Genomic DNA, 24,381 nt, shown 5'->3' on the forward strand with positions numbered 1-24,381 from the left:
CAATCGCGCATCTGATGTTGAAGTAATCATTTTATCTAAGTCTTGTGTCATATTTCACCACCTATAAATAGAAACTTATTAGATCACAAAATTAATGGAATTGGTATTAGCTCACCACCGAGTAAATGCGGGTAGCCTTGTTCACCTAATAACTCAACCACCGCTTGTTCTAATTTGGCTTCAGTAAATTTCATCAAACATCCTTATTGTTGTTTTTATGGCCTTTAAACGCTTAGCTAAGGTTAATCTACTATTTCTTCATCAGTGGCTACATCGGGTATTTGTAATTCGCCAGAGATGAGTTTGGGTAGCAAAGTATTTCGTAAACTTTCAAGTTGGTTGATATTTAATTTGTTGAAATCTATCTTGTTAAAATAATCCTCGATTACTCTGTCAAACTTATAAAGAACTTCTACTGAAGGAAAAAGTAGCTCTAAGCTATTAAGTACTTTAGTTGTCATGCTTGGTACGGCTGACCCTACATTCATTGCTGCAAAGTCTAAAGCTTTCAAGTGGTAAAACATAAACTTTGCAACCTTTGGTACTTTAGGGATCGTGTAAAACATAGTATCAACAGTCCAAAATGAGCCATTTATATGCATAATATTACTCAAAGTGCCTTTCCTAGGGATAAGTACAGACTCCCCATCATACAAAAAACTTTCGGCATAACGCATAAGTCCGCCCGAGCCGTAAACAGGATACTTTCCATCATCTAATTTTTTGTGATCTTTACCATATTTAACTTCAAGTAAATCACTTAGATATTTTTGCTTCCAGCCTTTTGGTATCCAGCCTAGTTGTTCGCTGTGCTCGAACTCATTGGGGAAGTGGGCGTGGGTATTGGCGTGTTGGGCCAATATATTAGGGTTGGTGTTAAAGTTTGCTTTAACGGGTGTTTCAGTGCCTTTCTCTGCTGATTGTGTTGCTTCTTTTGTTGGTAGCTGCGCTTGTAACTCGTGAGCGAGTGCAATGAGTGATGCTTTGCATTCGGCCGCATTGTGTAAACTGTTCAGTGCCGCTAAGCGGCGCTGTGCTTTTTGTTTTAACTCGTCAGGCAGACTAGTTTCAAGGTTTTCTAACTTAAAATCAGCACTAGCAAGTAGGTTGTCGAACACGGGATCAAAATCAACAAACCAGCTTTTAAATAACGCCTGCGCCATTGACTCAAGAGTTTGGTTGGTTTGATGATTAATCAAACACTTTTCCTCAAACTTTTTAGATATTGAACAAAGACTCTCTCTTAAACTTGCAGGAGGCATTGGAATAGGTAACTCGCGTATATCTTTCAAGTTTAGGGTCTTCTGAACAGTCGTATTTAGTCTTGAGTCAATAATGTGTTTGGAAGGCCCACTCAGCAAAACTATACGCACCCATTGTCGTAATGCTGGATCTTCTAATCTAAGTACAGCAATTGCTCTTGCTGCATTCCAGCCTGACATTTCTTGAGTTGCAATAACGCAATCTCCAGGATTTCCTACCAAAGTAATAAGAAGTTCCTCACCAGATAGACGAGTTCTTTTGTACTCTTCGTCAACATCCGCCGAAATACAAAAATCTGGTTTTGATGCTACTCCGCCATTTTTAACATCACTGACTCTTATTAGTGGTATCCCATCATCAAAGTGTTTCCCAGGGTACATCACCCCAACAGACATAGACTTTGGGTTTTCCAGAAGACTACTTAAAGAGACTAGATTCCAACCTTCAGGGATTATACCTCCTGATGATTCCCATATTAAATTTTGCTTATCGGCCATAACCCAGCACCTCCAAATTTTTACAAATGGCTTTATCAAGCTCATCGTTTTGGTTCATTCGGCTATCAACAACACCCACTATTTGTTTATTCATCATCTTGGCCTTTAACTTGCTGATTAAGCAATTGCGCTTGTACGCGTTCGCGCTCTTTTTGGAGTTCTATGCGTAATTCTTCTTCGCTCGGTAGATGGGCTAAATATTTTGCAGCAAACAGCTGTTTTTGGTCGCTCAGTACAGAGTATTTAACAACGGCTTCGCTTTTTTCACTGCATAAGACCAAGCCAATAGTAGGGTTATCGTCGCTGCTGGTGTATCGATCATCGTACAAGCGAATGTAGGTGTCCATTTGGCCTATATCTTGGTGTTTGAGTTTGCCAATTTTTAAGTCGAGCAATAAAAAACACTTGAGTTTAAAATTGTAAAAAACGAGGTCGATATAAAAATCTTCGTCATCAAAGCGAATGCGTTTTTGGCGCTCTACAAAAGCAAAGCCTTTACCAAGCTCTAATAAAAACTGTTGTAAGTTATTTATAATGCCTTGCTCTAGGTCGTTCTCTTGATAGCTTTTGTCTTGCAGGTTTAAAAAATCTAAAATGTAGGGATCGCGCAGGTAGTCTTTTGCGGACTCTGCCAATACTTGTGTGTTTTGTTGGGCTTCTTGCTCTACGGGTTGTTTGTTTTTACTTGAGAGCAAACGCTCGTAGTAAAGCGTACCAATTTGACGTTCTAAGGCGCGTACACTCCAGTTTTGTTGACTGGCCTCTTGCATATACCATAAGCGTGCTGCTGGGTTTTCAATGCGCGCGAGTACATTGTAATGCGACCAACTTAATTCGAGAGACAGTGTCTCTTGTTTTTCAAACGCAAGATAAAAGCGGCGCATATTACGTAAGTTACTTACATCAAACCCTTTACCCAGATCTGCCGTTAATTGAGCAGAAAGGCCTTTTAATACGCTTTTTCCATATTCAGCACGCGTGCTCCCTTGTTGCTCATCGTCTACTATTAGACGGCCAATTTGCCAATACGCGTGCACCATAGTGCTGTTAACGACTTGCTTAACGTGAGAACGCGCTTGCGCTATGACAGCTTTAATATTGGTTAACAGTGCTGGGTCAGTTAAAACGCTAGCGCTGTTACTTTTGGGAGGATTAGTCATTACTTTTTTCACCATAACGTTCTTCACCATAACCCAAGGCCGCTAAGTTTGTGCGAATGGCTGTATCAAGCTGTGTTGCTTGACTCATTTGGCTATAAAGAGTTTGGCTAAGCTCGCTCATTTTAGTTTCGAACGGGATACCGTCGTCGATAATATCGGCCGCGCCTACATAGCGCCCAGGGGTCAATACGTAGTCGTTCGCTTTTATATCGCTAAGGGTGGCTGATTTACAATAACCGGCGACATCTTTGTACGCTTGTTCTTGCTCTTTATTTGCGCTTTGCTCTTTATCTGCGCTTTCTCGCTCGGTACTTGCTGTAGTTAGATCTTCGCCACGCCAAATATGGTAGGTTTGGGTAATTTTTGCTATGTCGTCGTTGGTGAGTTCTTTTAAGGTACGGTTAACCATAGAGCCCATTTCGCGGGCGTCTATAAATAGCGTTTCGCCTTGGCGGTCACGGCGCTTTAGTAGGCCTTTTTCGTTATTACCGCGTTTATCTTTACTGATAAACCATAAACACACCGGAATTTGCGTGGTGTAAAACAGCTGCCCTGGTAGGGCTATCATACAATCGACTAGATCGTTTTCGATTATTTTTTGGCGAATATCGCCCTCGCCACTGGTGTTTGAACTCATTGAGCCATTAGCCAGTACAAAGCCTGCGGTGCCATGCTCGCTGAGTTTTGAGATCATGTGCATGATCCACGCATAGTTGGCATTACCGGTAGGCGGTGTTGGGTAGCCCGCCCAGCGGGCATCGTCAACTAATTCGTTATCGGCGCGCCACTGTTTTTGGTTAAACGGCGGGTTAGCCATTATGTAATCGGCTTTTAGGTCAGGGTGTTGATCTTTAAAAAAGGTATCGCCCGCTATATCGCCTAAATTGCCCGAAATACCGCGCACGGCGAGGTTCATTTTAGCCAGTTTATAAGTGGTATTAGTGTACTCTTGCCCATAAATAGACACATTTTTTTGATTGCCGTTATGGCTATTAATAAATTTTAGCGATTGCACAAACATACCGCCCGAGCCACAACAGGGGTCGTAAATTTTACCTTCGAATGGTTCAATCATATCGGCTATTAGGGTAACAATTGACTTAGGCGTATAGAACTCGCCCCCGCCTTTACCTTCAGAGGCGGCAAATTTACCTAAAAAGTATTCGTACACACGACCAACTAAGTCTTCTTCTGTTTTTTCGTTTTGGTTGGCGATGGTGTCGATATTATTAATGGTATCGATTAACGCTGAGAGCTTACTGGCATCAAGCCCTAAGCGTGAAAAGTAGTTATCGGGCAATGCGCCCGCGAGTGATTTATTGTTTTTTTCAACGCCGTGCAAGGCGGTATCTATTTTTACAGCGATATCGCCTTGCTTGGCGTTGGCTTGAATGTATGACCAGCGGGCGTCTTCTGGTAGGTAAAACACGTTATCCATTGCGTAAAAGTCGACCATGTCGATGTATTCATCGCCGTGCTCAGCAATAATGGCTTTTTGACGTACTTCAAACTTGTCACTGATAAATTTAAGAAAGATTAAGCTTAAAACAATGTGCTTATATTCGGCTGATTCAACACTGCCACGTAGTTTATTGGCGGCATCCCAAAGGGACTCTTCAAACCCGACTTGTGCTTGTTTTGTGTTTTTTTTAGCAACTTTTTTAGTAGCGGGCTTTGTGGCGGTTTTTTTAGGTGCGGTTTCCATAGCTATCTCAGACCAGAATATCAATACAAATTATTGAGTTATCATACCGTAAAGAGCGCGAATTATTGAGACTTAATTAAAAATATATGAGGAGATATTTATTAGTCACATGCGAGCAGTTTGATTGCTGCGACAGTGTCGCAATTTGAGCTTCGTAACCCATTAAGCATAAAAACCAATTAACAAACTAACTCGTTAGCCTGATATATTTTTCAGCCAATTCATCTATATTTTCACGATGGGCTGGGTCGGGCTTTATGCAGTCAATTGGGCATACGCTGACACAGGTTGGTTTGTCGTAATGGCCTACGCATTCGGTGCATTTACTTGCATCTATTTGGTAAACTTTAGCGCCCATGTAAATGGCTTCGTTAGGGCATTCTGGATCGCACATGTCGCAGTTAATGCATTTGCTGTTAATTAGTAACGCCATTCTCTAGCCTTTTCAATTAATATCATTATAAAACAATAAGTTAAGTAAAAATAAAGGTGTGTAAAGGCTAATTTTTGTGCAGTTCTAGTTTAATAAAAAACCGCTATTTTTCATTAAATCGTAACACAAATTAGTAACACAAATTTTTATTTTTGGGTGTAAATTACAGCCGCGAATTATGCCTATTCTTCTCTGTTGCTTTGTTGATCTCAATCAATAAAAATCGCCGCGAGGCCTTTATTTATATAGGTTATTACAAAGTGAAGTACTCTTTATCAACGCTTACCAAAGCTCAATACACAAAAGCGAAACTAGAATGGAAGCAACTTAAATCGCCATTTTCTATGCAGCACATAAATCGCTGTGTTATTTTAGCCTCTCAAATCATCTTTTTTGAGGAAAAAGAAAAATTAAAACAAGAGGTTAAGAAACAAGATACAAAGCGATTATCAAAATATGAGGCACAACACAATCTTCGTCTTATATTTACCCAATCTGGAACAGTATCTTTTTACTCAGCATTCCCTAAATCATCTGGCATAGCTAATACCAAGTTAGGTGAAGCACCTGAATTAACAATAGCAAAAGCGCGTAAGCTTACTGATCAAATGAAGTATGGCGTTTTAAATAATCATAATATTAAAACTGTGTTTGATGCTTATGAACAAAGCTTAATAGAGCGTCATAACACCGCACCCACCAAATTTGCAGCTTCATCGCTCAGGACATATCAGTGCAGAATAAAAAAACTCAGGCATCATTTCCCGCTTAAGAGAGCGTTCCAGTCTTTTACAGCTGGAGAGTTAGAAAAGATTGTAGATTTAATTATCAAGACAGAGTCCAATAACCAAGCAATCGAGCTTTTTGCACAAATTAGAAGAGTATGGCGATTTGCTAAAAACAAATTTAACTCAGGTAAAAACCCAGCAGCTGATATCGATGACTTTTACGTATCAGACCGTGTAGAAAGCCCTAGACCTTGCCAAGTTTATACTGACTTAGATTCGATAGCTGAATTATGGATAAACCTCGCGTCTGCACCAAATGTACATCAAAAAAATGCTGCGCGATTCATAATTTTGACAGGCATACGCCCTATTAATATTCCACAAATGAATTGGGAGTGGCTCAATAGTATCGACTTCCCAACATTAATTACCTTTCCGGCATCTATTGTTGGGGTTCGTGGAGAAATGAAAAACCAAAAAGAATATAAACTGCCCTTAACCAAAGCCATGCGCGCTATTATTTTAGAGCAAAGAGCCTGGATGGAAAATGCGTTACCCAACTGTAACTCTGATCATATATTCCTTCAGCCTCGCGATCTTAACAAACCATTTGCTAAAAGGTCGCTGGATAAAATCATTAAAGATTACTCACCTGTTGATGCAGTTAAAGGAGACCAAAGAAATATTGTAATGAAAGGATCTGCGGGTGCATTTTGTACAATGTGCCGAAGCTTTTTTAAATCCAACACAAAAGCGATTATGGTTGCCAATGGCTATCATTTTAAACACGCAGAGGAACTTACTAGACTCGCGCTTCATCACCTTAGAAAAGAAGACGATCCAAACGGCTTAAATTATGATAAATCTGAAGAGCTATTTGGCACTTCAACAAAGTTAAAATTTAATGTTTTTAAACTTCATGAAGCTAGCATTTTAAAAAGAGCTAAAGAGCTTGAAAATCAGCAGTTAAGACTTACAGGAATGCAGAGTAAACAGGCTAGCAATCTAGAAGAAAACAGCCAAAAGAAAGCACTGAGAGATAGGATTAAAGCTCATCTAGTTTACAAGCGCGGTTATGTAAACTTCATTAATCAGCCACTTGGTGATACGGGCAGAGTAACAAAAGATTTGATCTTAACCGAAGAAGGAAGAGCTGTCGTTGAGAGATATTTAAATGACCAAGAGACCAAAGCAAAAAATAATTAAAAAAAGTTTAATTTCGACTTACCAAAGTTTTTGTAAAAAAAATTAATTTCATATCATTGCCTTATTAGAGCGGTACCTCATCAGTTATTTGATGATTTTAACTTTTTTAAGGCTTATGTATTAATGGCAACATCAGTATTAAATTCAATAAAACCATGTGAGGTCACGATTAAAAGTCGTGACCTTTGCATGGCTGAATTTAATGCATTTAAGCCACCGTATAATGACGAGTCAATGGAAGAGCTAGCCAGTCTCGCCACCATTATATTGGCGCAGGAAAAAGGAAGAAGACTTTCAAAGTATCAGCTTAAAGATCAGATTAGAATTGTATTCCAGCATAATGGCATCATTAAATTTTTTACTCATTTTAAAAAAGAACATGGCATAAAAAACACTAAGCTTGGTGATTCAGAAAGTATGAGTTTTTCAGCAGCGAAATTAAAAGCAGCTGAAATATATAAAAAGAACACCTCTAATTACACATTCGAATTTGTAGTGAGTAAACAAGTAGAAAACTTACAGGCAATTAATAAACATAGCCCTAGCAAGTTAGCTAGCACCACAGTAACAACATATACCTCTTACCTTAATGCAATACAAAATGCATTTGGGAAAGATACGTTATTTCAGACTATTACGCCTGAGATAATAGAAGCTACGCTTGATCAATTACTAACAGAGAAAAGTGGTCCGCATGTGGCTAAACTATTCGAGCAGATGAAAAAAATGTGGGTATTCGCAAAAAATAAATATAATAACGGCACTAATCCATTACTAGAGGTAGACAATAATTATATATCTTCTCGAACGGCGAAGCCTATTCCTTGTAAGGCATATACTGATATATCTCTAATTTCGCAGCTGTATATGAACCTAAAAACAGCTAAAAATAATACATTAATAAATGCGGTACTACTTATGATGTTTACTGGGCTAAGACCCATAAATATTTGCAACCTACGTCTGTCGTATATAGATGATTTAGATAATCCTAAATTTTTAACGTTTCCTGAAACAACCCATACCACTCGCGGTGCTATGAAAAACCAAAAAGAGTTTAAAATACAACTCACATCCGAGATGAAAAAAGCGATACTACAAGAGTTAAAATTAAACCCAGACATAAACCGCACATACTTATTTTGTAATGGTAAAGACGACTCAAAACTCATCAGCAAAGAGAGTTTAAACCGAGCACTTAAGTATTATGCACCAAAAGGCATGGTAGCGGCCCCGCGAGATAACATAAATATAAAAGGCTCAGCCGGAGCATTTCCAACACTACTTCGCAGCTTCTTGAAATCGCATATGAAAGAAGTGCTAACTAAAAAAAATGGTTCATCAACAATTGCTGAAATTGAGTCTAAAAAAATGCTCCATCACTCTGTTTCAGAGCACGATCCAATGAGTAAACATTATGACTACTCAAATAAAATATATAGCACTGATATTAAAGTACTTTATGAAGACTTTAAGCTATTTGAGAAGGAGATCCTTAACGAAGTTAAAAAGCAAACTAAGTTAAGAAAGAAAGCGGCTAAAAAATCATTTTTAAAATTAGATTATTCAAATAAATTAATCGCCAAAGTCAAAAGCACAATAAGTGCTTATTCCACTATCTGGGGTAATATAGTTCAGCAAACCCAAAAGCTTAAAAAGAGCCGTCCTTTGCAAATATTAGAGTAGCGCTTACATACAGCTATACAAGGTTGCCTTTGATTACAAAATCTATAAAGAGTTTTTACTGGGTGGTGTGGATTGATTTCTTATAAAAGCAGGAATATCAAAAATATCAGATGCTTTTGGCTTAGTGACGACTACTTTGGAGCTGACTTATTTGTAGTGTCATTCAGTATTGATGCCTAGCCAGTAAATTAATTTGTGCAATTGCGCATTCCATTTTAATTCGTGCTGAGCTATTGGCTGAATGAACGGCTATTGTTGGTGGTACAAAGCCATCAATAAACACTGCCCGCTCAATCCAAAGTAAAACGTCATAGCCAGTGCCTTTATTATCATTTCCTAAATCATGATCAAGGCTGAGCTGTTTTACTTTGCCGCTCTGCAAAAGTGCAACCACCTCATCAGGTCAATAGGCTCGTAACCAACCGGCTGGTGTTTCTCTTTCATCATCTAAATATACATTCATAGGTTTATCTCACTGAAAAATGTATTCAGACTCTGAAAGCAATAACTAACAACCCTTTAAGCTATATAACAATAGTTATTTTTCATATGGTGCTGGAGCTTGATTACGTATAAATGCTGGTATGTCAAAAATATCAGAAGCTTGAGGTTTAGCTCTTGCAGCTGGCGATTGTTCGACTTCGCTACTAGGCGCATTATTGAAAGGTTCAACAATCATCTTAGCGCTTGCACCGGTTGCGATGATCAACAGCTCATAATTAGTTGATAAGCTCTCTATTTTAGAGACACCACAAATAACTAAAGCGTTTAGGCTTACCTGCTGACGCACTGTATCGGTAATGAGGTTGTAACTACCCAGTGAAATTTCATCTTTGCAATTTACTTGTATTATCACACCGGTACTTGATGACATATCAACCTGATTAACCAGTGGGTTATTGAGTGCACTATCAAGTGCAGTAGTGAGCTCGCTCTCATCATTACACTTGCCAACACCAAGTACAGCATCACCCTGACAATCCATAATTTTGGCAAAATCATTTAGATCAACATTAATAAGCCCCTGAAAGCAAAGCATATCGATTAATGATTTTATCAGTGAATGGAGTATTTGGTTTGAGTGTTTAAACGCATCGAATAATCCTATATCGCTACCGAGTACTTCAATCAGTTGGTCGTTTGGCAGTGTAATAACCGCATTAGCATGCTCTTTGAGTTCATTTAGGCCAGTTTGCGCTATATTGCTTCTAAACTCACCTTCACTACTAAATGGCAATGTAGCTACAAATATCACTGGCTTATTTTGCTCACTAGCAAGTTGTGCAATGTAAGGGCTGGCACCAGTCCCAGTACCGCCACCCAACCCTGTTGCACAGAGTATTATATCGCAGCCATTAATTAACGTTAAAAGCTGCTCTTTACTTTCTTCTGCTGCTTGCAAACCGACTTTAGGATCGGCTCCTGCACCATAACCATGAGTTAACTCAGCACCTATAAGCATTGCTTCATCACTTTGCGTGTGCTCAAGCACTACTTTGTCGGTATTAACACTGTACAAGTGCGCTTGTTCAGATTCACGTTGTTCAAAAATACTGTTGAGCGTGTTACAGCCACACCCACCAATACCAAATACACCAATCGATAAACCATCATTTTGTTGAATTAATTGAAACATAACTACTCCTTAACTTTAAAAAGAGCATAGCAAGCAGGTGCGTCAATTTTTGACGCACCCAAACTAGTTGGAGTTATTTATAGATGTTAGCGGCCGCTTTAAGCTTTGTAGTGATTCTTTGCCGCAGCTTTTCAGGTTTAATAACCTCGAGCCAATGGGCACATTTAAATAGCTCATCTGTCAATTGCTCGGTATCAATAACTTGGTAGGTAAGTAATACGTTTTTATCGTCAATATTTTGCTTATCAGTCAGCTCGCCAAGCTCAATAAACTCTTGATTAACCGCTGAGTGGCTAGGCACTTTCACAACTAACTCAATCGCTTCTTGCGACATGCCTTTACTAATCGCACTACGTAACGATTTTAATTGCTCAGCGCTTGGCTCTCGTCGTGTTTTTTGCAAAATGTGTACATTACGAATACGGTAAACCGGCATTTGGTAACACTTATCGTGAAGCGTCCCCACCATAAACTGCGCCATTAACACACCGCCTTGCTCAACTAAGTTATAAAAACTCAGCTCATTAAAAACGAGCCAATGTGCCTCATCGTAAAGAACTCTATACAGCTCAGCGCTCACTACACGCTTATGCTTAATCGCATGCTCAATCTGCGCAACTAACTGATTATCAAAATTCACTTTTAACGAAGGTTTAGGCAGAGTCGAAAGCCACTCAGGCACATGGCCATTAACACGTTTTAGTGCCTGCTCTGCTTTAATATGTACCGACTGTTTAACATCTCTGGGGGCCGATTGTGGTAGTAACTGCTCTAGAAGCAAATAGTGCTCAGCCACTTCACTGCTCATTATTTTCGCATTACCACCTCGCCACTGCGCATTGATAGACCAACCATACGGCTTACTACGCGTATCTTTTTCAAGCCCAAAACAACCTTGCTCGAAGAGCGAGTGCAAGTCTCGCTGGAGCATGCGAGTTGAAATATCAAAGCCATGTTCAATCAGCTTTTGCTGTAGCTGCCGGGTCGAGATTGAGCTTGGCACTTTAGGCACAAGCTCTAAAATAGATAAATGACGGTGTGAATTCATTTAATATCATTTAGTTGATAAATAACTGTTACCTTTCTGAATGGGTTCTATTAATTGTAATACTGTAACGAGAAAATAATTCATTTAGCATAATAGCTTACGATATTTACTGGCCACCCGACTTTCATTAGACAGTTTTTGATCTCGATATCTCCATTCATGTGTAACACCCAAATAACAGGCTAAAATTAAGCGAAGCTAAGAGCCCATTGTTTTTGGTTCTTGTTGTTTTGCTTTTTATCTTAGCGGGATTTACATTCCCAGCACAAAGGCTCGAAATCGAAAGCCTTTTCCATTTCTTTAGTGTTATATATGGATAACTCTGGATTATCTATAGCATTAGCAACAATAGCTAAACGCCATTGCGGATCAGCTGACTTAGCTCGCTCATTTTTAGAAAGGAAAAAGCGTTGCTCATCAAGTGACGTTCCTTTAACTTCGATTTTAAGAACAGTCTTATCTTTTTCGGCAAATAAGTCATAACCACAATTGTCACTCTGGCGGTCTGATATAGAGTACCCCTGATGCTCATAGTGTGTTATTACATAACCAATAGCCGCAAGCTCGACCTTTTTACGTTTCTTGGAATCGGGGAAGCTGCTGGAAGTTACCTTTACTTCATAATTTTCTTCTGCCGATAGGAATAGTATTCCGTCAACTTCTTCAGCTGTACGGTGTTGACGATGTTTTTCGATGGTTTTGGGGTCTTGTGAATATTTATCTGCCTTATATTTACCCAGCAATTTCCAAGCATTCACTCCCTGTTTTAAATAGACAGGTACATACTTCTGCTGATCTAAAAACAACCTAGCATTTTTTTTTATATTAGGACCGCCGCCTACAACAATAACTTCTGGCGCCTCAGGGTTTAGCTCCGTTGTAATGGCTAAGCCTTTCACAACATTGTTCTTGGTTCGAATATAAGAATCACCGCCAGCCAACTTTTCAGCAAGTTCAGGTGTCGTTAAAATGTTCACTCGGTTTCCTTCTTCATATGTAAAGATGATAATTTGATAGTTCTTTCATCGCGAATATTTCTGCCAGCCTAAGACTAATCTATCTAGTTCCTGTAGCTTAGAAAACAACCTAAGGTATTACTATAACAAAGCCTTCTTAAGCTTTTTTTAAAGTTAAATGGAACAGAAAGAGCGCGTTGCTCATTTTCATGAACATACGAGAAAAGATTAACTTGGTCAATCAATTAACTCTCATATTTAGTCAACCTTATTGTCGCCTAATCGCTCCAGTCCGAACTTCCTCAAAGTGTCAGTCTAGGTCTGATAAGCTAAGCGCCTTCCAAAACAGAAAAATCTCTTACCAATTATTATCAATGTTTTATGTTGTCGAGTGGCTTACCGGAGAGTGCCAATTGTGGTCATTCTGCATTTCAATTTTACTATAAGCTGAAACTCTGATCTGCCACTAAAGCGGTCATTCATATAATTCTATAAAGTTACCTCTAGTCGGTCTAAGTATTTAACCCAATTCCACACAGAGACTTTAATTGTGTAAAATCAAAGTAATCAACATTAGGTTGCATATTGATTTACACAAGTTTTTTTTACTGATAGCTTTGATATTAGACTTTAATAAGGACACTGTCGTTAGGTATAGATTTTACTGCCTAATCTGACAATTTATCAAATATAAGGGAAAGTATGATCCAGTCTGAATTTCAACGTTTTCTGCAAACTTTACTTTCATCTCCATCTAGTGCGTCAGTTCATAAATTCGCTAACTTGGTACTAAAAAATCTAGATGAAATTGTTCCACTAAGCACTTATCAAGGACAACGAGTTAAACATGTCGCAAAGCTTGCTCAAAAAGAATGGGCTAGTATAAGCCAAGATATTCCAACTAATCTTGAAGATGTTGAGTCAGATGTTGCATCTTTTACTCTACTCAAAGAGTTATCGGTTGATTCATTTAGGGGATTTAGCCGTGAGGAAACTTTTGACCTAAAAAGTCTTCTAGTGCTTATCTTTGGCCCAAATGGTACGGGGAAATCTAGTTTTTGTGAAGCATTAGAATATGCCTTATTAGGTTCAGTTGCAGAAGCTGAAAGTAAACGTTTTAGAGATGTTGAAGCTTATTTAAAAAATGCATATACCAATAAATTCGCACCACCCAAATTGATCGGGATTGATGCTGAAGGCAGTGATGTCAATATCAAACCCAATGATGCTCTTTATCGATTTTGCTTTGTTGAGAAAAATCGGATAGATAGCTTTTCGCGTATTGCTGCACAAGCTCCAGCCAAACAGTCAGAACTAATATCAACACTATTTGGTCTTGATGCGTTTAATGAGTTTGTTAAAAACTTCTCTCCTGAAATGGATGGAAAACACATTGATGTAGAAGGTATCAAAGCAAAGAAACTTTCTGAAAGAAGGCTTCAACTCCAAGGCGCTGAACAGCAAATAAAGCTTAATCAAGGCATTCTGGAACAGGTAAAGGGTGAAGAAACGTCACTAGCAACACGCTATAGAGAAGGCTGCACTTTACTACAAATGATGTTTGAGCTTAATGGGTCAGAGCAAAGGCAAGGGCAAATACCTTTTTTAGAAGCAGAGCTGCAAAAGCCTGCTCCGCAAAAAAGTAACCTAACCGCTTCTAACCTAGCCTCAATCAAACAAGCGTTGGTAAACAGTCTAAACGACCATAAGAAAAAAAAAGAAGTATTAGCGAATGCAAGCCAACAAGTATCTTTCCAGCAGCTATTTGAAGCTTTGACTCAAGTTCAGCAAATTAGTCCTGATAAATGCCCTGCATGTTTAACCCCATTAACGGAAGTAACAGTTAATCCTTTCACTCATGCAGGAGAAGAACTAGCCAAACTTCAACACCTTGCTGAATTGCAAATTAAAATAAAGCAACTTGAGCAAACAGTACTTCAAAAGCTTCAAGAATTGCATCAGATATTATCCACTTGTTTAAATTTTTATTCCATTGATAACAAATTAGCACAATTCAAGCTAGCTGATATGTCCCAATTAAATGTGGCATGGTGGAATAGTTTACATGCTGTGCTAGGTGATGGCACATCAGCCATTCAGCATATTGATACACAAGTAAATTGCCTAGAAAAACAGGATGCTGAAAGTGTTCAAATTGAACAAAATAAGAAAGCTCAGCAACTAGAATTGAATCGATTAAAAGGTTTCTTAAATGACGCTCAAAAGCTAGCTGCTTCGAAGGGGGCAGCAATTAAAGCAATGGAAGGTGCTCAAAAACTAATTAGTGAATTTGACGAAGCAAATAAAGCACTCATCGGTGAAGTCGAACAAGAAAAGCCTATTGCTGTAGTGGTACAGTGATTTTGGCCACCCATTAAGAAAGAAATGTTATGCTAATAAGCATACAAATTTGGGTGAAAAAATGACGAAATTAAAACGCGCAACTTACTCTGCGTGTAGTGGTGAACTAATTTTGGCCACAGTTTTAGAATTTTGGCATATAACCTCAGAGTTACCTTTATCTGTAAGTTACTTTTCCCGTATTACTCAAATTAACTCGCAATTGAAAATGAAAACGCTAAATATAAAGTAATATAAAAAAACTAGCCTCTAGAGCTCAGCTTTTTCAGTAATTATATTTTGAGAATAGAGATCGAATTTCAAATCTTAAATAAAACCCTCAAACTATAATGACTTTACTCAAATAGGTATGCGTCTTAATTTTTTAGTTAATACAATTTGCCTTTTAAGGCTGTTTTTAAGATACTATCTTAGTGCTGACGAGTTACGTAAAATCGTAGCACAAGCCATAGCACGACAAAGTAACACTCTGTTTTTAAATGCTTTTATTGAAAACCTTATAACTGTCGCAGTTAATGCATTTGTTGTTAATTAGTAAAGCCATTCTGTAGCCTCTAGTACTTCTAGCATAAATTTGCAGCCGTAAATTATGCATTTTATTCTGCGTTTTCTTGTTGATCTCAATCAATAAAAATCATATTAGTTAATTCGCATTCAACCATTAACTTTACAACCCGAAAATGGATACTATAATATCCATTAAACTCATAAAAAAGCAATTTTGGATACAGTAATGTCCAATCAAGTTCGTGAGGTTTTGTTATTAATTATTTATTATTAAGCGAAGGTGATGTGCAACTGGCTTTTGCTGAGCACCTAAAAGAATGTCGCAAAAAAGCAAAAATGTCACGCGAGGCGTTAGCTAAAAAAAGCACTGTACCTGCTTCTACAATCAAAAAGTTTGAGGTTACAGGGCTTATTTCGTTTAGGCAGCTATTGCTTTTGTGGCAAACACTCGACGATTTAACTCGTTTATATGACTTAACAAAAGCGCCAACTCAAGGCAAGAATGCGCCAACGTCTATTGATCAGGTATTAAACAATGGCCTTTAAACCCATAGAAAAGCTAGAAGTAAAACGTACACTGTCAGACTCAACAGAGTTAATGGTGGGTGTACTTGCTCAAAATAGGCAAGGTGTTTACTTTCAATTCGATCAAGGCTATTTAGACACATACGGTAATCTTTCGCCATTCTCACTCGCCTTCAATAGAGATGTTCAGTTAGCACCCAAAAGCCCACATAATGGATTGCATGGGGTCTTTTCTGATTGTTTACCTGATGGGTGGGGGTTACTACTACAGGACCGTGTATTCAGACAAAATAATATAATGCCTAACTTTGTGACCCAAATGGACCGCTTATCTTTTGTTGGCCATTGTGCTATGGGCGCATTATCGTTTACACCTGAAACTCATTATGATGGCACAAATGACGATGAAGCTAGTCTTGTTACATTAGGTCAACAAGCCCAAGCAATATTTGACGGACAAACAGAAGAAGTACTTTCTGCGTTAGTGGCTGCTGGCAGCTCCGGCGGTGCACGTCCTAAAGCTCAAATTTATTTTCCTGACGATAATATACAAGAATGTAGAACAAAGCCTAAAACAGGTGATGATGCTTGGTTAATAAAATTCACATCCAAAAACCTCGCTTTAGGACATGAGGAAGGGTTATGTGAAGCTGTGTATTTGGATTTAGCTGAACAAGCGGGATTAAACCCACCTCAACGATTACTGGTAACCGCTCCAGAAGGAACCGGTGCAAAGCAATGGCTTGCCTTAAAGCGATTCGATAGGTTTAAATTACTGGGTGATAAAATGGGCTGCAAACATATGCATAGTGCATGTGGCTTGCTAGATGCTGATTTTCGTACACCTACATTAGATTATGAGGATTTAATTAAAGCGAGCCGTGTTTTATGCAAATCACCTGCTGCGGGGCAATTACAATTTCGTCGGGCTATGTTTAATTTATTTAGCTGTAACCAAGACGACCACAGTAAAAACTGGGCTTTTTTACAAGAAGATTCTGGTGAGTGGGATTTAGCGCCTTTTTATGATATCACTTTTAGTCCTCACCCTTTTAACGAGCATGCTACTTCGTTTGCTGGATTTGGAAAAAACCCGCCACTAAAAGCGATTCAAAAGCTGGCCTCTGCAGCAGGTTATGCAAACTGGAAACAAGTACAAATTATCATATCTGAAATAGCAGAGGTTATTTTAAACTTTAAAGACACTGCTAAAGCACTCGACGTAAATAAACAAACGATTAGCTTAATAGAACAACAGCTTAATAATACGTACACCATGAATAAGCATTTAATGGGTAGTTAAAATAGATTATGAAGTAACACCAAAATACCGATTTTTGGTGTTACTTATACCCCTTAAACTGCTTGTTTAAACGGATTACGGGTGTCTTGGTTTTCATCTAGGTTACGCATTAAAATAGCGTGCGCTAAATCGAGATTATTAGGCAGTGGGATTTTTACAATGTGACCAGAGCCTTTGGCATCGGTAATGTTTTCGCCTTTTTTGTTTTCCATACATTCAAGCACAAAGCTAATATTTCCCTTTGGTGTCATTAGCTCTAACGAATGGCCAACACAAAATTTATTTTTTACATCTATTTCAACCAAACCATTGGCATTACGACCTAATACTTCGCCTACAAATTGCTGCTTGGTAGAAACTGAATGACCGTATTCGTAATTTTGATAATCTTGATGGGCGTGGCGTTTTAAAAAGCCTTCGGTATAGCCACGATGCGCTAAGTTTTCTAATGTTTTAAATAAATCCACATCAAACGGCTTGCCTGCAACCGCATCGTCTATTGCTTTTCGGTATACCTGTGCGGTGCGCGCTACATAATAAAATGACTTAGTACGGCCTTCTATTTTTAAACTATGTACACCCATTTTTGTGAGCTGTTCTACATATTGCACAGCACGTAAGTCTTTTGAATTCATAATATAGGTGCCGTGTTCATCCTCAAATGCTGGCATATATTCGCCAGGGCGGCCTTGCTCTTCTAACATGAATACATCGTTACTTGGCGTCCCTTCTCCCAATGTAGGAATAACCTGTTTTGGGTCAATCTTATGTACCATTTCGCCGGTTTCGTTTTCAACACCAGGCTTAACATCATAATCCCAGCGACATGCATTGGTACATGTACCTTGGTTTGGGTCGCGCTTGTTAATATAGCCCGAGAGCAAACAACGCCCCGAATACGCCATACACAGTGCGCCATGTACAAATACTTCAAGTTCGGTGTCTGGGCAGAGTGTGCGTATTTCGGTTATTTCTTCGAGCGACAGCTCTCTTGATAAAATAACCCGTTCGATCCCCTGCTTTGCCCAAAATTGTACACTCGCGTAGTTAACTGCATTTGCCTGCACTGATAGATGAACCGGCATAGTCGGCCATTTTTCACGAACCAGCATGATCAAACCAGGATCTGACATAATCAGCGCATCAGGTTTCATTGCAATAACTGGTTCAATATCACGTAAATACGATTTTACTTTCGCGTTATGCGGCGCAATATTAGACACCACATAAAACCTTTTATTCTGCGCATGCGCTTCATTAATCCCAATTTGCAGCGTCTCTAAGTCAAATTCATTATTACGCACACGCAAACTATAACGAGGTTGCCCTGCATATACTGCATCAGCACCATAAGCAAAGGCATAACGCATGTTTTTTAAACTGCCCGCAGGGCATAATAATTCAGGAATAAACGGCGTGGAAGGTATAACAGATAACATGTGCGCTCCATACATCGAACTGGATTCTGGCCAGTTGCATGAGTAGTCATTAACAAATACGTAAACAGAAGCGCGGCAGTATAAATGCGGATAATAATTTGCCTTTGATCGAGATCACAAAACCGTAATCAAGTTGGTTTTTAATAAAATTAGGATTTTTCAGTTAAAACGCGTATAATTCGCGCCCGTTAATATTCACACTTTTATTTAAAATTATTGGAGCATAAAGATGGCTTTAGAACGTACTTTTTCAATCGTAAAACCTGATGCAGTAGCTAAAAACCACATTGGCGCTATCTACAACCGTTTCGAATCTGCTGGCCTTAAAATCGTTGCAGCTAAAATGGTTCACCTTTCACAAGAGAAAGCTGAAGGTTTCTACGCTGAACATAGCGAACGTCCTTTCTTCGGTGCTTTAGTATCTTTCATGACATCTGGTCCAGTAATGGTTACAGTTCTTGAAGGCGAAAACGCTGTTCTTAAAAACCGTGAAATCATGGGTGCTACTAACCCTGCTGAAGCACTAGCTGGCACTTTACGTGCAGACTACGCTGATAGCATCGACGAAAATGCTGTTCACGGCTCTGACGCTGTTGAATCTGCTGCTCGCGAAATCGCGTACTTCTTCGCTGACGAAGAGCTTTGTTCACGTACTCGTTAATTCGAATTCGTTAACATATTGAAAAGGGCTTTCGGGCCCTTTTTTAGTCATTACGTAAAGTATTAATCAGAAACTCATGATGTTTTACTTAATGATTAAAGTGAGTGAATTGTGTACAATTCGTCCTCGTAAATTTTATCTCCACCGTCACCGATTGAGGTTGTTTCATGACCGAGCAAAAAAAGATTAACTTATTAGATTTAAACCGAGAAGCAATGCGCGAGCTATTTGCATCGTTCGGTGAAAAGCCGTTTCGTAGTGACCAGGTGATGAAATGGATTTATCATTTTGGCGTAGATAACTTCGACGATATGAGCAACGTAAACAAAAAGCTTAAAGAAAAACTTAAAGCTGAGTGCGAAATTGTAGCGCCAGAAATCACCGTTCGCCAACAAGCAAGCGACGGTACTATTAAGTACGCGCTTATACTTGAAGGTGGCCAAGAAGTAGAAGCTGTTTGGATCCCTGAAAAAGAGCGCGCAACTTTATGTGTATCATCACAAGTGGGTTGTGCTCTTGAGTGTACTTTTTGTTCTACCGCTCAACAAGGCTTTAACCGTAACTTAAAAGTATCTGAAATTATTGGCCAAGTTTGGCGTGTAGCTAAAGATATAGGCCTTGATGGTCATAGCGAAAAGCGCCCAGTAACTAACGTTGTAATGATGGGTATGGGCGAGCCTTTACTTAATCTTAAAAACGTAGTGCCAGCAATGGAACTAATGATGGACGATTGGGGCTTTGGTTTATCTAAGCGCCGCGTAACATTAAGTACGTCTGGCGTTGTACCTGCACTTGACTTACTAAAAGAGAAAATTGACGTGGCGCTTGCTATTTCATTGCATGCACCAGATAACGCACTGCGTGACATTTTAGTGCCGGTTAATAAAAAGTACCCAATTGAAGAATTTTTAGCCGCGTGTCGTCGTTATATCGATGGCTCTAAAGCGAATAAAGACGTAACCGTTGAATACGTTATGCTTAACGGAATAAACGACAGCACCGATCAGGCGCATGCCTTAGTGCAAACGTTAAAAGGCACACCGTCTAAGGTCAACCTTATTCCGTTTAACCCTTTCCCTGGTAATGAATATACGCGTTCAAGTAACAGCCGAATTGATCGTTTTTCAAAGGTATTACAAGCAGCAGGCGTTACCTGTATTGTTCGTCGTACTCGCGGTGACGACATTGACGCAGCTTGCGGACAGTTAGTCGGTGACGTAGTTGACCGAACTAAACGTTTAGCTAAAAAGAAAATGCGTGACGATAACGCAATTGCCGTTAATATTCATCAAGCATAATTTTTAGTTAAAAACCCCTAAAGCCCTCATGTTAAATCGTTTATTTTAAATAAAGGATGCAACATGAGGGCTTTTAGGTAAGATAGACTCTATGGATAAAAATAAAGAGACAAGGTAATGCGATCTATACTTGCATTAACTATTTCAGCAATTGCTTTGAGTGGTTGCGTAACTGAAAATAGTTATAACGGCAGTGACAAGCCCGTCGTCGAAAATAAAATTAATAATATAGGCGCTGCACGAACACGTATTGCTTTAGCATTGCAGTATTTAAACACCGGTAATAACTCTCAAGCTAAATACAATTTAGAACGTGCTGCTGGATTTGCCCCACAACTACCTGAAGTCCATTACTCTCTTGCTTATTATTATCAACAAGTAGGTGAAAACACACTCGCTGATAAAGCCTATCAAAAAGCGCTCGCCATAAAACCGGATGATCCTAATACCTTAAATAACTATGGGGTATTTTTATGCGGTATTAACGAATATGACCGTGCGACGGATCAATTTTTAAAAGCCATTGAAGTCCCAAGTTATATCCGTGTTGCCGAAAGTTACGAAAATTTAGCCTTGTGTGCCATTGAGTTTAATGATTTTGATAATGCTGAAAGTTACTTTCAACAAGCCATGAATCACAGCTCGCAGCGTACTTCTACTTTAATTAGTTTTGCCGCGTTATTTTACGCTAAAAGTGATTTACATAAAGCCAGCGAACTTTTAAAACGTCATGATGATACAGGCCAAATATCGGCACGCGCATTAATGCTTGAGTACCTAATTAAAAGTCGCATGGGTAGAATAGAAGAAGCTGAAAAAATTTCAGCTACTATTATGCAAACCTACCCGACGAGTAATGAAGCTTATTCGTTACGAGAGCAAAAAACACGTCTGAGCGAGTTCGAAATTTTAAGAGACAAGTACCGCAGAGCAATGCTTGATGACTTGCAAAAAAGTAATAACAACGGGCGAATTAGTTCAGAGCCTAAAATAAAAATCATTCGTAAAAAACGCCCGACTTTAGATAACTCTACCAGCTTAATTTCAAATGATAGTAAAGACGCTAACGCAGCCACGTCTGTAAGTCAAAATCAAGTGAGTGAGTACCCCGCGCCTTTTAAAGCAAGCCCTGTTAATAGTATAAAAACTGAGAACAATAAACCGCCGCAAGTAAAAAGTATCCCTGCGGGTTCTATTGCTGTAGACGTGCCTAATGAGCCTGAAAAAAAAACAATTCCGGTGACGTTTTCAAATACCGCTACTGATACTTCTGCGGTGATATCGGCTTTAACCTCGCAGCAAAGTTCAGCCAAAAAAGTAACGTTTTCCCAAGACGCCGTATCGCAAACAAGTACTAAAAAAAATTCAAACGAACTTAAAACTGAAGTTAAAATAATTTCTTTTGGTGAATCCAAAGCAATAGACTTAAATTCGCAACAAAAAAATCAAATAGCACGCTCAAATATTGAAAGCTCAAATAGTAATAATGGCGCTAACGTTACATTTTACGAAGCAGTAAAAAGTCGCGCTGTTTTTTCTAATCGTAAAAATGAATCGGATGAAGACGTAGAATTTACAAACTATTCTGCGATAAAAAAAATGGACGCCCCATTACTTAGCACTAAAGTGCCAGTTATAACGGTGCCCTCTCATATAATTACATTTGGTGAAAACCTATTTAGCATTTCCGTCCGATACAATGTTAAACTACAAAAACTCTTACAATGGAATGGTCTAAAAGAGTCTGATCGGGTAATGAATGGAAGTAAAATTTATTTGAACGATCCTAATATTTATTACGAAATTAAAGCTGGCGACACCTTGTATAAAATAGCTACCCAGCGGCATGTATTAATTGATCAATTAATGCGATGGAATAAATTAAGCCCAGATACTGAACTTAAGTCAGGGCATAGACTTTTACTAGTGGATCCAGAATCATACCTATTATGAATGAAGAAAATACGCAAACAGAGATTGAACAACCAACGGTTGGACAAATATTAAAAGCGCATCGTGAGCACGCCAATGTTAGCATTGCGACCATAGCTGAGCCGTTAAAATTATCTGAATTACAAATAAAACGTCTTGAAAACGATGAATTTGCATTACTCGGACCGATTACTTTTGTAAAAGGCTATATCAAAAATTACTGTCGAGAACTAGAAATTGATAGCGCCCCTATTTTAGCCATGATGCCAGCACCACCTGAGCCGGCAAAACCCGCTAACATGCAAAGCTTTTCACGTCGTACAGAAAAAGAAGCCAGTGATAGCCGCTTAATGATAGTGACCTATATTATTTTAGCGATTGTGATTGGCTCATCTGCATTATGGTTTTGGCAAAACGCAACACCCATAGAAGAGCAAACCAGTAATATAAATGTAGAAAATTCAATACTCAGTGAACGCCAAGCAGTTCAACCCACTAATATCGCACAGCAGCAACCTGCTGATAACGCATTGGCTGAAGAAGTATTAGCGCCAAGCGAACGTGAGACTGTACCTGAAATAACTCAAGCACAAACAAATCAACCACTCACCACTAATACAGACTCAGCTGAAAATAGCACCATCGAAATGAATTTTAATGATGAAAGCTGGGTTGAAATTTACGACGGTGAAGGTGAAAAAATTGCATTTGGTGTTAAAAAAGCAGGCTACTTAATGACTGTCACCGGCAAACCTCCTTTTTCTGTTGTGCTTGGTAAGCACAACGTTGTAAGCGTTACCCTAAACGGTGAAAAAGTTGATATTTCAGCTTTTCCCAAAAATCGTTTAGCCAAATTTACATTACCACTAGCAGAGTAGTCGCTATGTTTTCAGAATCTCCAATTAAACGCAGAAAATCCACACGTATTAACGTAGGTAACGTCCCTATTGGTGACGGTGCCCCAATTGCCGTCCAATCGATGACCAACACCGACACGATGGATGTTGATGCAACCGTTGCGCAAATTCAGGCAATACAAGATGCCGGTGCCGATATAGTTCGGGTATCAGTACCAACTATGGATGCCGCAGACGCGTTTAGAAGTATAAAAGAGCAAGTGACTATCCCGCTAGTCGCGGATATTCACTTTGATTACCGTATCGCTTTAAAAGTAGCAAAATACGGCGTAGATTGCCTGCGTATAAATCCGGGTAACATTGGTAGCGAAGAACGAATAAGAGCCGTTGTCGATTCAGCCCGCGAGCATAATATTCCCATTCGTATAGGCGTAAATGGCGGTTCCCTAGAGCGTGATTTGCAAGAAAAATACGGCGAACCAACACCAGAAGCGCTATTAGAATCAGCAATGCGCCATGTAAACATATTGCGCCGCTTGGATTTTGACCAATTTAAAATATCAGTAAAGGCTTCCGACGTATTTTTAGCCGTAGGCGCGTATCGCTTACTTGCAAAAGAAATAGATCAGCCATTACATTTAGGGATCACTGAAGCGGGTGGCATGCGTTCGGGTTCAGTTAAATCGGCAGTTGGCTTAGGTATGTTACTTGCCGAAGGGATTGGCGACACGCTGCGTGTTTCACTTGCAGCCGACCCAGTACAAGAAATTAAAGTTGGCTTTGATATTTTAAAATCGCTGCGCATTCGTTCGCGTGGTATTAATTTTATCGCCTGCCCGAGCTGCTCTCGCCAAGAGTTTGATGTTGTAAGTACCATGAATCAACTAGAAGAACGCCTTGAAGATATTATCGAGCCAGTATCGGTATCGGTCATTGGCTGTGTTGTAAATGGCCCAGGTGAAGCACTGGTTAGTGATATAGGCCTTGCCGGTGCAAACCGTCGTTCTGGCCTGTATATTAATGGCGAGCGTCAAAAAGCACGCATCGATAACAATAATATTGTTGAGCAACTAGAAGGCTATGTTCGCGACTTTATAGAGAAAAAACAAAACCAAACACCTATAGATATAAAAATAGTCGAATAAATACCGTATATAGCGGCAAACAGCGCTGTTTGCCG

Annotated in this window: 19 protein-coding genes; 10 read left to right on the forward strand and 9 right to left on the reverse strand. The window is 39.1% G+C overall.

Features of this window, described 5'->3' with window-relative positions; genetic code table 11:
• Positions 1-242: 242 nt before the first annotated feature.
• The 4 genes from CWB66_RS15760 to CWB66_RS15775 form a co-directional block, all read right to left on the reverse strand.
• On the reverse strand, positions 243-1,760 hold the full coding sequence (locus CWB66_RS15760; RefSeq protein ID WP_138586087.1) for a restriction endonuclease subunit S: 1,518 nt from the start codon (positions 1,758-1,760) through the stop codon (positions 243-245).
• Between the two features lie 86 nt (positions 1,761-1,846).
• Positions 1,847-2,920 (reverse strand): PDDEXK nuclease domain-containing protein, encoded by a 1,074-nt coding sequence (locus tag CWB66_RS15765; protein WP_138586088.1) that lies wholly within the window; start codon positions 2,918-2,920, stop codon positions 1,847-1,849.
• Positions 2,913-4,625 (reverse strand): type I restriction-modification system subunit M, encoded by a 1,713-nt coding sequence (locus CWB66_RS15770; protein WP_138586089.1) that lies wholly within the window; start codon positions 4,623-4,625, stop codon positions 2,913-2,915. Before CWB66_RS15770 ends, CWB66_RS15765 begins: the two co-directional genes overlap by 8 nt.
• 187 nt (positions 4,626-4,812) lie before the next feature.
• The gene (locus CWB66_RS15775) at positions 4,813-5,058 is read right to left on the reverse strand and encodes a YfhL family 4Fe-4S dicluster ferredoxin (protein WP_138586090.1); all 246 of its coding nucleotides are present in this window, start codon (positions 5,056-5,058) and stop codon (positions 4,813-4,815) included.
• Positions 5,059-5,318: 260 nt separating this feature from the next.
• Between CWB66_RS15775 and CWB66_RS15780 the strand changes: the two genes are divergently transcribed.
• Together CWB66_RS15780 and CWB66_RS15785 are read left to right on the forward strand one after the other, a co-directional pair.
• Complete coding sequence (locus tag CWB66_RS15780; protein WP_138586091.1) at positions 5,319-6,992, forward strand: tyrosine-type recombinase/integrase; 1,674 nt, start codon at positions 5,319-5,321, stop codon at positions 6,990-6,992.
• Between the two features lie 123 nt (positions 6,993-7,115).
• Positions 7,116-8,678: a site-specific integrase gene (locus CWB66_RS15785; RefSeq protein WP_138586092.1), complete on the forward strand. Its 1,563-nt coding sequence runs from the start codon at positions 7,116-7,118 to the stop codon at positions 8,676-8,678.
• Positions 8,679-8,841: 163 nt separating this feature from the next.
• On the opposite strand, the gene CWB66_RS15790 is transcribed toward CWB66_RS15785, so the two are convergent.
• The 4 genes from CWB66_RS15790 to CWB66_RS15805 form a co-directional block, all read right to left on the reverse strand.
• Positions 8,842-9,072 (reverse strand): cyclic-phosphate processing receiver domain-containing protein, encoded by a 231-nt coding sequence (locus CWB66_RS15790; RefSeq protein ID WP_354384681.1) that lies wholly within the window; start codon positions 9,070-9,072, stop codon positions 8,842-8,844.
• A gap of 144 nt (positions 9,073-9,216) precedes the next feature.
• Entirely contained in the window at positions 9,217-10,314 is a 1,098-nt protein-coding gene (locus CWB66_RS15795) for a cell division protein FtsZ (protein WP_138586093.1), read from the reverse strand.
• Between the two features lie 73 nt (positions 10,315-10,387).
• Positions 10,388-11,362, reverse strand: coding sequence for a helix-turn-helix transcriptional regulator (locus CWB66_RS15800; RefSeq protein WP_138586094.1), 975 nt, complete (start codon positions 11,360-11,362; stop codon positions 10,388-10,390).
• A gap of 242 nt (positions 11,363-11,604) precedes the next feature.
• Entirely contained in the window at positions 11,605-12,339 is a 735-nt protein-coding gene (locus CWB66_RS15805) for a protein NO VEIN domain-containing protein (RefSeq protein ID WP_171037520.1), read from the reverse strand.
• A gap of 681 nt (positions 12,340-13,020) precedes the next feature.
• On the opposite strand from CWB66_RS15805, the gene CWB66_RS15810 reads away from it, so the two are divergent.
• The 3 genes from CWB66_RS15810 (at position 13,021) to CWB66_RS15820 (ending at position 17,014) form a co-directional block, all read left to right on the forward strand.
• Positions 13,021-14,679: an AAA family ATPase gene (locus tag CWB66_RS15810; RefSeq protein ID WP_138586096.1), complete on the forward strand. Its 1,659-nt coding sequence runs from the start codon at positions 13,021-13,023 to the stop codon at positions 14,677-14,679.
• 762 nt (positions 14,680-15,441) lie between these two features.
• On the forward strand, positions 15,442-15,732 hold the full coding sequence (locus CWB66_RS15815) for a helix-turn-helix domain-containing protein (RefSeq protein ID WP_077535517.1): 291 nt from the start codon (positions 15,442-15,444) through the stop codon (positions 15,730-15,732).
• Complete coding sequence (locus tag CWB66_RS15820) at positions 15,722-17,014, forward strand: type II toxin-antitoxin system HipA family toxin (RefSeq protein ID WP_138586097.1); 1,293 nt, start codon at positions 15,722-15,724, stop codon at positions 17,012-17,014. Before CWB66_RS15815 ends, CWB66_RS15820 begins: the two co-directional genes overlap by 11 nt.
• 53 nt (positions 17,015-17,067) lie before the next feature.
• On the opposite strand, the gene trhP is transcribed toward CWB66_RS15820, so the two are convergent.
• Complete coding sequence (trhP, locus tag CWB66_RS15825; RefSeq protein ID WP_138586098.1) at positions 17,068-18,453, reverse strand: prephenate-dependent tRNA uridine(34) hydroxylase TrhP; 1,386 nt, start codon at positions 18,451-18,453, stop codon at positions 17,068-17,070.
• Positions 18,454-18,682: 229 nt separating this feature from the next.
• Here trhP and ndk point away from each other — a divergent pair, with 229 nt between their 5' ends.
• The 5 genes from ndk to ispG all read left to right on the forward strand — a co-directional run bounded on the left by ndk (position 18,683) and on the right by ispG (position 24,346).
• Complete coding sequence (gene ndk / locus CWB66_RS15830) at positions 18,683-19,114, forward strand: nucleoside-diphosphate kinase (protein ID WP_007377442.1); 432 nt, start codon at positions 18,683-18,685, stop codon at positions 19,112-19,114.
• 167 nt (positions 19,115-19,281) lie between these two features.
• A complete protein-coding gene (gene rlmN / locus CWB66_RS15835; protein ID WP_077535513.1) occupies positions 19,282-20,412 on the forward strand; it encodes a dual-specificity RNA methyltransferase RlmN in 1,131 nt (376 codons plus the stop codon).
• Positions 20,413-20,529: 117 nt separating this feature from the next.
• Entirely contained in the window at positions 20,530-22,365 is a 1,836-nt protein-coding gene (gene pilW, locus CWB66_RS15840) for a type IV pilus biogenesis/stability protein PilW (RefSeq protein ID WP_138586099.1), read from the forward strand.
• Positions 22,362-23,222, forward strand: coding sequence for a RodZ domain-containing protein (locus CWB66_RS15845; RefSeq protein ID WP_138586100.1), 861 nt, complete (start codon positions 22,362-22,364; stop codon positions 23,220-23,222). The genes pilW and CWB66_RS15845 overlap by 4 nt, the downstream gene beginning before the upstream one ends.
• A 5-nt stretch (positions 23,223-23,227) precedes the next feature.
• A complete protein-coding gene (gene ispG / locus CWB66_RS15850; RefSeq protein ID WP_077535510.1) occupies positions 23,228-24,346 on the forward strand; it encodes a flavodoxin-dependent (E)-4-hydroxy-3-methylbut-2-enyl-diphosphate synthase in 1,119 nt (372 codons plus the stop codon).
• Positions 24,347-24,381 lie beyond the last annotated feature (35 nt).

It is taken from the genome of Pseudoalteromonas sp. S558 (assembly GCF_005886635.1).
In the GTDB taxonomy this organism is placed as follows: domain Bacteria; phylum Pseudomonadota; class Gammaproteobacteria; order Enterobacterales; family Alteromonadaceae; genus Pseudoalteromonas; species Pseudoalteromonas aliena.

What these genes read in the sequence shown, in the direction of transcription:
- CWB66_RS15760 (WP_138586087.1), bottom strand. Translation starts at nt 1,760, where the DNA reads ATGGCCGATAAGCAAAATTTAATATGGGAATCATCAGGAGGTATAATC.
- CWB66_RS15765 (WP_138586088.1), bottom strand. Translation starts at nt 2,920, where the DNA reads ATGACTAATCCTCCCAAAAGTAACAGCGCTAGCGTTTTAACTGACCCA.
- ndk (WP_007377442.1), top strand. Translation starts at nt 18,683, where the DNA reads ATGGCTTTAGAACGTACTTTTTCAATCGTAAAACCTGATGCAGTAGCT.
- CWB66_RS15845 (WP_138586100.1), top strand. Translation starts at nt 22,362, where the DNA reads ATGAATGAAGAAAATACGCAAACAGAGATTGAACAACCAACGGTTGGA.
- CWB66_RS15770 (WP_138586089.1), bottom strand. Translation starts at nt 4,625, where the DNA reads ATGGAAACCGCACCTAAAAAAACCGCCACAAAGCCCGCTACTAAAAAA.
- CWB66_RS15820 (WP_138586097.1), top strand. Translation starts at nt 15,722, where the DNA reads ATGGCCTTTAAACCCATAGAAAAGCTAGAAGTAAAACGTACACTGTCA.
- CWB66_RS15810 (WP_138586096.1), top strand. Translation starts at nt 13,021, where the DNA reads ATGATCCAGTCTGAATTTCAACGTTTTCTGCAAACTTTACTTTCATCT.
- trhP (WP_138586098.1), bottom strand. Translation starts at nt 18,453, where the DNA reads ATGTTATCTGTTATACCTTCCACGCCGTTTATTCCTGAATTATTATGC.
- CWB66_RS15785 (WP_138586092.1), top strand. Translation starts at nt 7,116, where the DNA reads ATGGCAACATCAGTATTAAATTCAATAAAACCATGTGAGGTCACGATT.
- pilW (WP_138586099.1), top strand. Translation starts at nt 20,530, where the DNA reads ATGCGATCTATACTTGCATTAACTATTTCAGCAATTGCTTTGAGTGGT.
- CWB66_RS15775 (WP_138586090.1), bottom strand. Translation starts at nt 5,058, where the DNA reads ATGGCGTTACTAATTAACAGCAAATGCATTAACTGCGACATGTGCGAT.
- rlmN (WP_077535513.1), top strand. Translation starts at nt 19,282, where the DNA reads ATGACCGAGCAAAAAAAGATTAACTTATTAGATTTAAACCGAGAAGCA.
- ispG (WP_077535510.1), top strand. Translation starts at nt 23,228, where the DNA reads ATGTTTTCAGAATCTCCAATTAAACGCAGAAAATCCACACGTATTAAC.
- CWB66_RS15795 (WP_138586093.1), bottom strand. Translation starts at nt 10,314, where the DNA reads ATGTTTCAATTAATTCAACAAAATGATGGTTTATCGATTGGTGTATTT.
- CWB66_RS15800 (WP_138586094.1), bottom strand. Translation starts at nt 11,362, where the DNA reads ATGAATTCACACCGTCATTTATCTATTTTAGAGCTTGTGCCTAAAGTG.